The following is a 13,837-nucleotide window of genomic DNA, read 5'->3' as shown; positions in this document are numbered from 1 at the left end:
CGATGAAAGAGACCCTGCCCAGCTATGAAGCCATGCTGCCCGTGCTGTTGATGAGCTTGGCCGATGGCATCACCCGTCCCCTGCGTGAAGTGCATGAGCGGGTTTGCCGCCACTACGCCTTTAGCGCCGAGCAACTGGCCGACACCCTGCCAAGCGGCCGCCAAACCACGGTGCGCAGCCGAGTGGGCTGGGCCAAGACCTATCTGGTCAAGGCGGGGTTAATCAGCCAACCCCAACGCGGCCAGTGTCTGATCACCGAGCGGGGCCGCGCGGCGCTGGCCTCGGGGCAGACCATCGACAATCGCTATCTGGCCCAGTTCTCTGAATTTAACGACTTCTACGAGACCGATGGCCTGTCGCGCAAGGAAGCAGCGGCATCTTTGGCCGATCTGTTAACCGATAGTCCCTCTGGCTCTCAGACCAGTGATGATGCTTATGGCCTATCGGCAACGCCACAAGAGCAGATCGAGCAGGCGCTGGCCGCCATCAATCAGGCGTTGGCCGACGATCTACTGGCCGAGATCTTGGCCCTCTCCCCCCGTTTTTTCGAGCAGCTGGTGGTCGATCTGATGGTGGCCATGGGCTATGGCGGCAGCCAGCAGGATGCTGCCCACACCACCCGCTACAGCAGCGATGGCGGCATCGACGGCATTATCAAAGAGGATCGGCTGGGGCTTGACTCCATCTACCTACAGGCCAAGCGCTACACCGATAAAACCGTCGGCCGCCCCGAGATCCAAGCCTTCGCCGGCGCGCTGGATCTGCACAAAGCCCGCAAGGGGGTCTTTATCACCACCTCCGGCTTTAGCCGCGAGGCGCAGGAGTATGTCGGGCTGATTGAGAAGCGCATCGTGCTGATCGACGGCGCCCACCTCGCGGCCCTGATGATCGAATATGGCGTCGGCGTCACCACCCGCCAGACCCTTACCATCAAGACCCTGGATTCCGATTACTTTTTGGAAGAGTGACGACCATGGCAACCAAGATTTCAGGTGATGTAACAGGTTTCGAAAGCCCGCCAGCACCAGTAACCCTGTGGTATTCTGCGCCCATCAAAAACGCAGGGTATGCAGATATGGTTAACCTTCATCGCGTCTTGCGTCTTTAGCTCAACTCAAGCTCAACTCACCGATTTGGAAGACACCGTGAAAGATATTGAAAAGCAATTTTTCGACGAACTAGAGAAAAAGCTCTGGACCGCCGCCGACAAGCTGCGTTCTTCTCTGGATGCCTCGCGTTACAAGCATGTGGTACTGGGTCTGATCTTCCTGAAGTATGTGTCGGATGCCTTTGAAGAACGGCAGACCGAGCTCAACACCCAGTTTCGCGATCCCGACCATGACTACTACATGGATCCGGCTGATTTCCCCGATGACTACGAGGCCGATATCGCCGCCGAGCTGGAGGTGCGCGACTACTACACCGAAAAGAACGTGTTTTGGGTGCCTTTTGAGGCACGCTGGCAAACCCTGCGTGATCTAGCCCAGCTGCCACCTGGCGAACCCTTGCCTTGGAACGTGCCGGGCAAAGACACTCCCGAAAAGATGCGCACCGTCGGTTGGCTGATCGACAACGCCATGGAAGCGGTGGAGCGCGAGAATGGCAAGCTCAAAAATGTGCTCGACAAAGAGTTCGCGCGCACCGAAATAGAGAGCCACAAGCTGGCAGATCTGATTGCCCACTTCTCTGCCACTAACTTCAGTCAGCCCAGCTACCACGGGCAAGTGCTGAGCCTCAAAAGCAAAGATATCCTCGGCCATGTCTACGAATACTTCCTCGGCCAATTCGCCTTGGCCGAAGGCAAGAAAGGCGGCCAGTACTACACGCCCAAGAGCATCGTTACCCTGATCGTCGAGATGTTGCAGCCCTTCAAGGGCCGGGTGTACGACCCGGCTATGGGCTCGGGCGGCTTCTTTGTGCAGAGCGAGGAGTTTATCGCCGAGCACGGCGGCAAAGTTGCCAAAGGCAAAACCGGCCAGATCAGCGTCTACGGCCAGGAGAGCAACCCCACCACCTGGAAGCTGGCGGCCATGAACATGGCCATTCGGGGCCTCGACTTTAACTTCGGCGGCCAGCCCGGCGATACCATGCTCAATGACTTGCACCCCGACCTGCGCGCCGACTACGTGATGGCCAACCCGCCCTTCAATATGAAGGAGTGGTGGAGCGCTAAGCTGGATAGCGACCCGCGCTGGATCGCCGGCACGCCGCCACAAGGCAACGCCAACTTTGCCTGGTTGCAGCATATGCTCTACCACCTCGCCCCCACTGGCAGCATGGCGCTGCTGCTGGCCAACGGCTCGATGAGCAGCAACACCAACAACGAGGGTGAGATCCGCAAAAAACTGATCGAAGATGGCTATGTGGAGTGCATGGTGGCGCTGCCCGGCCAGTTATTTACCAACACCCAGATCCCCGCCTGCATCTGGTTTTTAACCCGCGACAAAGCCAACGGCTTCAATCTCGACAAGAAAAAGCGCGACCGCCGTCGTCAGTTCCTATTTATCGACGCCCGCCAGCTTGGTTATATGAAAGATCGGGTACTGCGCGACTTCACCGTGGATGACATCAAGAAGATCGCCGACACCTTCCACGCTTGGCAGCATGATGAGGGCTACGAAGACATACCGGGTTTCTGCTATTCAGCTTCGCTGGACGACATTCGCAAGCACGAGCATGTGCTGACGCCGGGGCGTTATGTGGGAGCACAGGCGCAAGAGGAGGACGGCGAAGCCTTTGCCGACAAGATGGCCCGGCTAACAACCCAGTTGGCGCAGCAATTTGCCGAAAGCGCCACGCTGGAGGAGGAGATTAAGAAGAACTTGGCGGGATTGGGGTACGGACTATGAGCGATGCACGCACAGCCATTGTGACGAGACCGTTCGATCCGGAAACGACCGAGCAGCCCTTTGGCAAGCGTTGGGGAGGGGACGTATTCATGCTGACAGAGGCGCATCTTGCCGCCCTGCAAGCCGGCAAAGCCATCGCGCTGGATGTGATGAACGAGTACCTCTGTTTTGTGGTACTGGAGAAGCAGAATAATGGCCAATAAAGTGACTGAGCCCGCCAGCTATCGTCAATGGCTGAGCGACCTTAAAACCCGCTTCCGCCAAGTGCAGCTCAAAGCCGCCGTGGCAGTGAACACCGAGTTGCTCCAGTTTTATTGGGGGCTGGGTGCCGACATCCAAGCCAAGCAAGCGGCCCAAGCATGGGGCAGCGGCTTCTTGGAGCATCTCAGCCAAGATCTGATGCAGGCATTCCCTGAGATAAAAGGGTTTTCACTGCGCAACCTTAAGTACATTCGCCAATGGCACAGCTTTTGGGCTAGCAGTGCAATTGGGCAACAGGCTGTTGCCCAATTAGTCAGCATCCCCTGGGGCCACAACCTCACCATCATCAGCAAATGTCAGCGCCATGCCGAAGCTTTGTATTACGTGCAGCAAACCCAAACCCACGGCTGGAGCCGCAGCGTACTCACCCACCAGATCGAAAGCGGCCTCTGGCAGCGCGATGGCAACGCCCTGACCAACTTTGCCCACACCCTGCCCGCGCCGCAATCTGACTTGGCTACCCAAGTGCTCAAAGACCCTTACGTGTTCGACTTTTTGTCACTCACCCCCGAGCACACTGAACGCGAACTGGAACGGGCCTTGATTGACCACATCACCCATTTTTTGCTGGAACTGGGGGCAGGCTTTGCCTACATGGGGCGGCAGGTGCCCCTGCAAGTCGGCGAGCGTGAATTTTTTCTCGATTTGCTCTTCTACCATGCCCGCCTGCACTGCTACGTCGTGGTGGAGCTGAAAACCGTGGACTTCGAGCCCGAGTTCGCGGGCAAGCTCAATTTCTATTTGAAAGCGGTGGACGAACAACTGCGCAATGAAGGCGATGCACCCACCATCGGCCTGTTGCTGTGCAAAAGCAAAGACCGGCTGGTGGCGGAATATGCCCTGTCCGACATCCAGAAACCACTCGGTCTGGCCACCTATACCTTGTCGCACACCCTGCCCGAAGCCCTGCGCGACAAACTGCCAAGCATTGAAGCGCTGGAAGTGGAGCTGGCGGCTGATTTGGGGGAGCGCAATGAATAGCAACATGGCCCGCCTGACGGCGCAGTTGGCGCAGCAATTTGGTGAAAGCACCAAGCAGGAAGTTGAAATCAAGAAGAACTTGGCGGGGTTGGGATATGACTTCTAAGGCAGTTTCAGAGTTCGCCGCAAGAACGGCCATTGGACCATTCGGCTCAAGAATGAAGAGTGATGCTTATACCTATTCAGGTGTTCCAGTTATTCGTGGAACCAACCTAACAGGAGGCAAGGTTTTCTCTGGGGAGTGGGTCTATGTTTCGGAAAAGACTGCGGATGACTTGTCAAATTGCTGTGTTTATCCTGGAGATCTCGTCTTTCCTCATCGTGGCGCTATTGGTGAAGTAGGGATAGTTCCAGACCAGTTCCCTAGGTATGTAATGTCGTCGAGCCTGATGACACTTTCCTGTGATCGTTCCAAGGCAGAACCTGACTACATTTATTATTTTTTCAAATCGGCCGCTGGGCGCCACGAATTGCTCAAGAATGCTTCGCAAGTTGGTACTCCTGGCATTGGTCAACCGTTAAGTACTCTTCGATCCATTGAAGTCCCGCTTCCTCCACCAAGTTCACAGCGAGTCATCGCAAAAATCCTTGGCGACCTCGACTCAAAAATCGACCTCAATCGCCGTATCAACCAAACCCTTGAAGCCATGGCGCAAGCCCTCTTCAAATCGTGGTTTGTCGATTTCGACCCGGTCAAAGTCAAGATCGCCGCCAAAGCCGAAGGCCGCGACCCGCTGCGCGCTGCGATGAGCATTATCAGCGGTAAGGCCGAGGTTGAACTCGATACGCTGCCGCCCGAGCAATACCAGCAACTCGCCGCCACCGCTGCGTTGTTTCCTGATGCGATGGAGGAGTCGGAGTTGGGGGAAATTCCGAAGGGGTGGGCTTTCAAGTCAGTAGCTGACATTGCGGAATTTACCACTGGGAAGGTTGAGGTCTCGTCATTGACTCAGGACCTTTACATTTCCACGGAAAATATGCTTGAGAACAGGGCTGGTATTACTCGTGCTACCTCGTTGCCATCTGTGGCTACAGTTCCGAACTTCAAGGTGGGGCATGTTCTTATCTCCAACATTCGTCCGTACTTCAAGAAAATTTGGATGGCACGCTTTGACGGTGGGCGCTCCGCAGATGTGCTGGCATTTAAGCCTGCTGATTTTCAGTGGACTGAGTTTGTATACAACTTGATGTACCAAGATGCGTTTTTTGAGTTCATGACCCGTACAGCCAAAGGCGCCAAGATGCCACGTGGGGACAAAAACGCCATTATGGGTTGGAGGTTTCCATGTCCAGACGAGCCTCTAATGGTTGCGTTTTCAGCTAAGTTAAGGCCGCACTACGCTTACATCGACAGCCTGAGATCGCAAAATAAATCCCTTTCTGAGCTTCGCGACACCCTTCTCCCCAAACTGCTCTCCGGCGAGTTGTCCGTCAAAACACTCGCCGAATCCACCGGGGCCGCCTGATGGACATCAAAAAGCTACGTGAAAACAAGCTGATCGTTGATAAGGTCGAGGAGGCATTACAAGCGGCGTATGCGTCTAATCAGGAATTCAACGCCGTGCTGGATGAGGCTGAACCGCTGACATTCAGGAGCCTGCGCGACCCGGAGCATGAATATCTGGTGAAGGTGAGCGATGCCCTGTACTGGGTGGAACGTGACGCCTATCTGGATGAGTTGGATCACTGGGAGGGGCAGTGCCAGGTTAATCAGCACGAGGCTGCTACAGCCTTTATCAAGGACTCGGATCAACAAGCTGTGTTTCTTGATTTGGTGGATGCGATTCGGTTTGGGCGGATTGCGCCTTTTGTCGGTGCCGGACTGTCCAAAGCTTGTGGTTATCCGATGTGGGGCGAGGCCCTACGCAAGATCGCGCAAAAGCTGGATGGTCTAGGGGTGCAGGACATTGAACCGCTGATGGCGCAATACGACTACCTGCAAGCCGCCCAAGTGCTACACGATGCGGCAGCCCAGCAGGTACAGCATTTCATCAAGACCGAATTTCGTCAGCGCGGCACGATTACCGGACCAGTTACACTGCTCCCTCAGCTTGCCCACGGCTGCATAGTTACCACCAATTTCGACACAGTCATCGAAGACTTGTTCAAGGAAAAAGGGGATTCATTAGACGGCTACATGTACGGCACCCAGGCCGGTAACAATTTTGTGCAGCGCTTGTTGCGTGGTGAGCGTTGCATCCTCAAGCTGCATGGCGACGCCGGGCAAGCCAACACCCATGTGTTCACGCAAGCGCAATACCAGGCGGCCTACGGAGAGGCTGGTGGCACACCTATCGCATTCCAGAATCAGTTACCCAGGGCGCTGCGGCAAATTTTTATCAGTCACTCACTGTTATTTCTGGGTTGTAGTCTAGAGCAGGACAAGACGCTTGATCTGTTCAAGTCTGTAGTGGACGAGGGGGCATTTGAAATTCCGGATCACTTTGCCCTACTGAACGAGCCCGCCACACCGCAAGAGCGGGCCCGCAAGGAAGACCGTCTGTTGCAGTTGAAGATTCGGCCACTTTGGTACGCCACTCCCGAAGGTGCCGATGGCAAGCCGGATCACAGCTTGCTGGATCAGGTTCTTAGGCTTGCCATTGCCGTGGCACACAAGCAGGTGGTGTTTGGATGAAACCCATCAAACCCTGGCTCTCGTTTGCAGACCAATTACAGCAACCGCAGGATTGGCCAAGGCGTTTCCTGTATTGGCCAACCAGCGGATCTCATTGGCTGACGTTGGGGTATTTGTGGAGTGGGAAAAGTGGGCGCTATGGCCATAAGTGATGCAGACATGAGAACCGACGCGTACACAGGGTGCAGAGGCGTCGGTCGTATTGAGGCAAGTGCTAGAGCGCCGGTGGGCATCCGTCAAGCAGGACATTCCCCGCTACATAACACCACGGTAACGCACAAGCAGGGTAACGGCGAAGAGAGGGAGCAATTGTGCTGAACGAACAACAACTCGAAGAACTGTGCATCGGCTGGTTTCAGGAGGCAGGCTGGCGCTTTGCCCACGGCCCAGATATCGCCCCCGACAGCAGCGCCCCCGAGCGCACCGACTACCGGCAGGTGGTGCTGCGCGAGCGCCTACTGACCACGTTGGCCCGCATCAATCCGCATATGCCGCCCTCAGCCTTGGATCAAGCGGTACATGCACTCTTGTCGGTAAGTGAACCACAGATGGTGGTGCGCAACCGCAGCGTGCATCGCCTGCTGCTCAGCGGGGTGATGGTTGAGTTTGCACAGGGCGATGAGAAGAAGAGTGACCTGGTGCACTTCATCGATTTCGCCCAACCCAGCAACAACGACTTTCTGGTGGTAAACCAGTTCACCATCACCGGCACCAAGCAGCCACGCCGCCCAGATGTGATTGCGTTTGTGAACGGCCTGCCGCTGGCCGTGGTGGAGCTGAAGAACCCCGCCAATGAGCAGACCGATGTGTGGGACGCTTTCAATCAGTTGCAGACCTACAAGGACGAGATCGGCGACCTGTTCAACAGCAACGCTGCGCTGGTGGTGAGCGATGGCTGGACGGCGCGCGTGGGTTCGCTGACCGCCAATGCAGAGCGGATGCTGCCTTGGCGCACCATCGCCAACGAAGACGACCGGCCTCGCCTACAGATGGAACTCGAAACGGTAGTGCGCGGCTTCTTCAAGCCGGAATTGTTCTTGGACTACGTGCGCCACTTCGTGCTGTTCGAGCAGGATGGCGATGCCATCATCAAAAAGATCGCGGGCTATCACCAGTTCCATGCCGTGCGCGAGGCGGTGCGGGCCACGGTGATTGCCACGCAGGAAGCCGATAAGGGCTTGCCGGCGGTAGACGAAGAACGGGCTACCTATGGCAAGGTGGTTAAGCCGGGTTCACGCAAGGCGGGCGTTGTTTGGCATACCCAAGGCTCGGGTAAGAGCATCACCATGGCTTGCTACGCAGGCAAACTGCTGCAACAGCCCGAGATGAAAAATCCCACGCTGGTGGTAGTGACGGACCGTAACGATCTGGACGGCCAGTTGTTTGCCACCTTCAGTGCTGCCAGCGATCTGCTCAAGACCATCCCGGTTCAAGCCGGCGACCGTGATGAGCTGCGCGAAATGCTGGCATCCCGCGAAGCCGGCGGCATCATCTTCACCACGGTGCAGAAGTTCGCGCTACTGGAGGATGAAGAGACACATCCACTGCTCTCTGGCCGCACCAATATCGTGGTGATCTCGGACGAGGCTCACCGTAGCCAGTACGGCACCAAGGGGCGGCTGGACACTAAGACTGGCAAGTACGTGTTCGGCTATGCCAAGCACCTGCGCGATGCGCTCACGAACGCGACTTTCATCGGCTTCACCGGTACGCCGATTGCGCTGGAGGACAAAGACACTCGCGCGGTGTTTGGCGATTACGTCAGTATCTACGACATTCAGGATGCGGTGGACGATGGCGCGACGGTGCCGATCTTCTATGAGAGCCGATTGGCCAAGCTTGATGTGAACCAGGCCGAAATCGACACGCTCAACGAGCAGGTGGAAGAGGTCGTCGAAGACGAAGAGGACATTGCGAACCGCGAGAAAACCAAGAGCGAGTGGGCGGCCTTGGAAAAGTTGGTGGGTTCGGAGCCAAGGCTTCAGCAGGTGGCCCGAGATCTCATCCAACACTTCGAGGCACGCGTCTCGGTGGTTGATGGTAAGGCGATGATTGTATCCATGAGCCGCGACATCTGCGCGCAGCTTTATAACGCCATCGTTGCGCTGCGCCCTGAATGGCACAGCAGCGATCCTGATAAGGGAGCGATTAAGATCGTGATGACGGGATCGGCCGCTGACAAGCCGCTGTTACAACCGCATCTGTATAGTAAGCAGGTGAAGAAGCGGCTGGAGGCGCGCTTTAAGGATGTGAGCGACCCGCTCCGCTTGGTGATCGTGCGTGATATGTGGCTGACGGGGTTTGACGCGCCTTGTTGTCACACCATGTATATCGACAAGCCCATGAAGGGCCACAACCTGATGCAGGCCATCGCCCGCGTCAACCGGGTTTTCAAGAACAAGCCGGGCGGTCTGGTGGTCGATTACATCGGTATCGCCAACGAGCTGAAAGCTGCGCTCAAGACTTACACCGATGCCAAGGGCAAGGGCGACCCGACGCATAACGCAGCCGAAGCACTGGCGGTGCTGCTGGAGAAAATGGACATCTTGCGCGGCATGATGCACGGTTTTGACTACGGTGCGTTCGAGACTCAGGCTATTCCGCTGCTGGTGCCAGCAGCTAACCACATCCTCGGGCTCAAAGACGGGAAGACACGCTTCCTCGACACCATGGTGGCGGTGGCCAAGGCCTTCTCGCTGTGCGGTACGCTGGACGAGGCGGGGGCTCTGCGCAAGGAGATCGCCTTCTTCTCAGCCATCAAGGCGGCCATTGCAAAGTTCACCACCGTGGACAAGAAGCGCAGTGACGCTGAGAAGAACAGCGCGCTCAAGCAGATCCTAGACAATGCCATCATCTCGGATGGTGTGGCCGATGTGTTCGCGTTGGCAGGGCTGGACAAGCCGAATATCGGGCTGCTGTCCGACGAGTTTCTCGAAGACGTCCGCCAGATGGACAGCCGCAACTTGGCGGTGGAGCTGCTGGAAAAGCTGCTGCGCGATGAGATCAAAGCACGAACTCGCAACAATGTGGTGCAGGAGAAAAAGTACGGTGACCGGCTGCTAGAAACGTTGCGCAAATACCATAACCGCGCGATTGAAACCGCTCAGGTCATCGAAGAGCTGATCCAGATGGCCAAGGAGTTTCAGGCCACCCTGGCGCGGGAAGTTGCGCTGGGACTCGGCCATGATGAAATCGCCTTCTACGACGCACTGGCTAATAACGAAAGCGCTGTGCGTGAGTTGGGCGACGAGGTGCTAAAGAAGATAGCCACCGAGATCACCGAAAAGCTGCGTGCCAGTACCACAGTGGACTGGCAAGTCCGTGAAAGCGTGCGAGCCAAGCTCCGCATTTTGGTGCGGCGATGCTTGCAGAAATGGCGGTACCCCCCAGACCAGCAACCTGATGCTATAGAGATGGTCCTGAAGCAAGCAGAAGTATTATCAAACGCTTGGAGCCAGTAAACATAGTTGGGGGCTGGCATTAGCCCCTTTGATCTCGGCGAATACTCAACATGCAGGATGTGCGAGAGAGGCCCAGCATTGTAGGGTGTAATGAACAACGTGAATGATACCGCCACCTCACCGCAACATGGCCGAACGGAAGGTGCAAAAGTGGTGCAATGCGCTTCGCTTATTGCACCCTACGTTGCTGCCCCGCATTCAAGCCGAGCGGGCCTCCGCCAAACCGCGCCAACGGGCAACCCAAAAATCCGCGTCGTAGGGTGTAATGAACAACGTGAATTACACCGCCACATTATCGCCACCTCACCGCAACATGGCCAATGTCGCGCGGGTAGTCGTCACCATCTCCCTCTGATAATCTGCCGTCGCCACGGTAGCCACCGTCCCTATTTTAATCTGGAGTGTTCATGTCACTGACCAAAAGTAAAACCTCGGCCAAGGGCAAAACGGCCGTGCCACGCCACGAGAGTCCAGCCTTGGCCGATTTTCATCGTCAGTGGCAAGCCATCGAAAAGCTGCAGGCCAAGCTGGCCAAACAGGAGCAAGAAGGGGCGGATATCTATCAGCGCTTTGTCAGCGACATTGAGCCTCTGGAGCGTGAGCAGTGCGGGCTGATTTTTCAGTTGTGCCAGCGGTTGGCCTGTTTCACCGCCCGCAAGAGTTTTACCCAGTGGCAGCGCGAGATGCTCCATGGCTGGATTGAAGATCTGATGAGATATCTTGAAGCCAACCCGTTTCGCGGGGAGCTGGATCTGGAGTCACTCTATATGGCGGTGCAAGCGGGCAGCGTCAGCCAGTTCGATGAGGAGATGATCGAGGCCCAATGCGACGTTATCAGCGACATATTGCAAGAGGCGTTCGGTGAGCGCCCCGACGATATCGAGCTGCTGCGCGAGATGGTCAGAAATCCCGAGAAGTTGCGCGACTATATGCAGGCCCAGGCCCAAAAACGGGGCGGTGATGAGCATGAGTGGGATGATGACGCGCCGGACCGTGGCGATGACCCCTTTGCCGATGACCCCTCTGCCAGTGACGAGACCTTCGAACAGTGGCAGGCCCGTCATGGCACAGCCCATCCGGATGAGGTTGCCAAGGTTGAGCAACTGCTCGATAACTCAAGCCTTAAACAGCTCTATCGCAAGCTGACGATGACGCTGCATCCCGACCGGGAGCAAGACCCGCTTAAGCGCGAAGAGAAGACCCGCCTGATGGGAGAGCTGATCCAAGCGTGGGAGAAGCGGGATATGTTTACCCTGCTGCACCTGGCTCACAGCCATCTGCCCGAGGCAGATAACTTGCTGAGTGAAGAGAATCTGGCAGCCATTAATCCGGCACTCAAACAGAAGCAACATGAGCTGGTAGCCCGTTATTACGATGGGGTCGACGGGGTGCTGGGGGCGGTCTTGCACAAGTTCAAGCAGCGCTCCAAAAAGAAGACGGATCTCGCGTTCGAGGAGCACCAGCACTATCTGCAACGCGACATCAAGCAGTTGCACGGGCAGCTGGCGACCATCACCAGCCTAGCAACCCTCAAGCCTTATCTGGCCGAACGCTGGGATGCGCGTCAGCACGTCATCTGGGATGAAGAGCGGAGCTTTGATGAGATGTTCTTTCGTTAAATCGGTGTACCCGGATGGGTGCCATCACATCCTCTGACCATCATTACGCCACTCACGTCACATAAGGAGGCTCCTTTGGCCCGCCGTTCCCCAGAGTGCCCAGCACTGATCGATATTGCCGAACTCAAGGCGCAAAGTAGTGAGGCCAGTTTTGCCAAGGGGATGAAACTGGCCAGCCAGGGGGCGGTACAGCAGCTTAGCCGGGATGGCGACACAATCACCGCACGGGTGCTGGGCAGCCATGTCTATCGGGTCAGGCTGGAGGTCGGTCAGGCGCTGGTGAGCCACTGCAATTGCCCCGCTGCCAGCTATCAGACGCTCTGCAAACACGGGATCGCCACCGCGCTGACCTTCAATATGCAGCTAAGTGGTTTGGACAGTGAGCCGGGGGCGGTGGCACAGCTGCCTGATGAGCGGGCCAAACTGCGCAGCTATTTCGAGCAGCAAGAGAAACCGGTGTTGATCGAGATGCTGATCGATGAGAGCCGGCGCGACCCGACACGCTGGAACTATTGGTTGAGGAAAGTGGCGCTGAGTGAGCAGCCGTTCTCACCTGCCAAGCTGAAAACCCTGATCAACAAGGCGCTGCCCAAGCGGGATGTGTGGGAGTGGCAGGAGGTGAGCGACTACTTTATGAACGCTGCCGAGCTCTTTGACGAGATCTGGGAAGGGATCGACACCCTGCCACTTGAGCAACAGTGGCAGTTGACCTGTCACGCGCTGGAACGGCTCAATAAGGTACTGCTGCATATCGATGACTCCAACGGGGATCGCTGTGAGCTGGAGCTGGCGATTTGCAAGCGACTCCCAGTGCTTTTTGCGGGCTTGCCCTGGCCAGAGAGTGACAAGGTTGACTGGCTGTTTACTCACCTCATCGAGCAGCCGCAGGATATCTTCCCAGAAGAGGAGGCGTTTGGTGACATAGTGCACAGTCCAGCCTTGCTGGCGCGCTGCGAGCAGCAGTTGGCCAGCGTGCGGACGGCACAAGCGCCTGGCCATGAGCGTGACTGGGCGCTGCAACGCTATGCTCGCCCCTTGCTGGATGCGGCTCGCGCCGCCGGTGACTGGCGGCGCGAGCTGACCTTGCTGGCCAGTATCGCCAGCACGCCATGGGATTGGCTCCGGATCTGCAATATCTGTTGCGAGCATAACGAGCCGCTGGAGGGGGAATTTTGGCTCGCCAAGGCGCGCAAGCTGGCGGTATCACCCCATGAAAAGCGTGAGTGCGATGAGGTCGAGATCCGGCTCGCTATCGCCCTTGGCGAGAAGGGGCGGGCATGGCGTCTGGCTTTGGCAGGGTTTAAGCGGGAGCCCCATTTTGACGGGTTCAAGCGGCTGCGCCAGTTGCAACAGCAGTTGGCGTGGCAGGACGAGACCCTGCTGCTCTGGGTCGAGCAGTGCTTCAAGGATCAGACTGCGGTCAGGCAGCCGTTCAATTTATCCTCTCATCAGGATGCGCTGGTGCGCTTCTATCTGGAGCTGGATCGGGTTCAGGATGCTTGCGAGTGGGTGGCCACTCACAAGATAAGCCCAGAGCTGCTCCTTATCCTGGCGGACAAGATCGCCCCTGACAATCCGCTGCTGGCCATCAGTTATACCTTCCGAGTTGCCGCCTGTTATGTGGCCACAGGTCATAACGATGGCTATGAGCAAGCGGTGGCGGCGCTGCGCAAGCGGGAGCCGTCACTGGGGGATGACAAGGCGCTACAAGAGAGTTTTAGCCAGCAGCTCAGGGCGCTGGCGACCGAATACAAACGCAAGCGCAACTTTATCAAGCTGGTGGACCAGCATTTCTCTTCCTGCTTCTGAGCTGTTGGCACGGCATAGGAGAGGGTATTCTGACCAGCAAAACGGGCCTGTAGTTACAGGCCCGTTTTGGTTATTGCAACCTCTTGAAGCTAGCCGGTTAGTGGACGATGGCTTTGCTGGTCAGTTTTGAAAATGGGTGCGCAGATTGGGCAACGTTGAGGGCGGGCGGGATAGTCACCCTGTCGGAGGAGATAAGGTGATGGCACCTAAGGCGGTCAGTGG

At 56.9% G+C, this 13,837-nt stretch carries 9 protein-coding genes; all 9 read left to right on the top strand.

Annotation, left to right across the window (positions count from 1 at the left end; translation table 11 throughout):
- Positions 1-968, top strand: a 968-nt coding sequence (locus tag CUC53_RS06010) for a restriction endonuclease (RefSeq protein ID WP_100293310.1), incomplete at its 5' end; no start/stop codon positions are given.
- Positions 969-1,145: 177 nt separating this feature from the next.
- Positions 1,146-2,849 (top strand): class I SAM-dependent DNA methyltransferase, encoded by a 1,704-nt coding sequence (locus CUC53_RS06005; protein WP_100293317.1) that lies wholly within the window; start codon positions 1,146-1,148, stop codon positions 2,847-2,849.
- Complete coding sequence (locus CUC53_RS06000; RefSeq protein ID WP_100293309.1) at positions 2,846-3,052, top strand: hypothetical protein; 207 nt, start codon at positions 2,846-2,848, stop codon at positions 3,050-3,052. The genes CUC53_RS06005 and CUC53_RS06000 overlap by 4 nt, the downstream gene beginning before the upstream one ends.
- Positions 3,042-4,091, top strand: a complete 1,050-nt coding sequence (locus CUC53_RS05995; RefSeq protein ID WP_100293308.1) for a PDDEXK nuclease domain-containing protein — start codon at positions 3,042-3,044, stop codon at positions 4,089-4,091. The genes CUC53_RS06000 and CUC53_RS05995 overlap by 11 nt, the downstream gene beginning before the upstream one ends.
- Before the next feature lie 95 nt (positions 4,092-4,186).
- Positions 4,187-5,557 carry a restriction endonuclease subunit S gene (locus tag CUC53_RS05990; protein ID WP_201796722.1) on the top strand — a complete coding sequence of 457 codons (1,371 nt, stop codon included), beginning with the start codon at positions 4,187-4,189 and terminating at the stop codon, positions 5,555-5,557.
- Positions 5,557-6,726, top strand: a complete 1,170-nt coding sequence (locus CUC53_RS05985; protein WP_100293307.1) for an SIR2 family protein — start codon at positions 5,557-5,559, stop codon at positions 6,724-6,726. The genes CUC53_RS05990 and CUC53_RS05985 overlap by 1 nt, the downstream gene beginning before the upstream one ends.
- A gap of 311 nt (positions 6,727-7,037) precedes the next feature.
- Positions 7,038-10,187: a type I restriction endonuclease subunit R gene (locus CUC53_RS05980; protein WP_100293306.1), complete on the top strand. Its 3,150-nt coding sequence runs from the start codon at positions 7,038-7,040 to the stop codon at positions 10,185-10,187.
- A gap of 407 nt (positions 10,188-10,594) precedes the next feature.
- Complete coding sequence (locus CUC53_RS05975; protein WP_100293305.1) at positions 10,595-11,806, top strand: J domain-containing protein; 1,212 nt, start codon at positions 10,595-10,597, stop codon at positions 11,804-11,806.
- Between the two features lie 75 nt (positions 11,807-11,881).
- On the top strand, positions 11,882-13,615 hold the full coding sequence (locus tag CUC53_RS05970; RefSeq protein ID WP_100293304.1) for an SWIM zinc finger family protein: 1,734 nt from the start codon (positions 11,882-11,884) through the stop codon (positions 13,613-13,615).
- Positions 13,616-13,837 lie beyond the last annotated feature (222 nt).

Origin of the sequence: Aeromonas cavernicola (assembly GCF_002795305.1) — a bacterium.
GTDB lineage: Bacteria > Pseudomonadota > Gammaproteobacteria > Enterobacterales > Aeromonadaceae > Aeromonas > Aeromonas cavernicola.
Note: the sequence above shows the minus strand (reverse complement) of the source record. Positions and strands in the feature narration are given on the sequence as shown.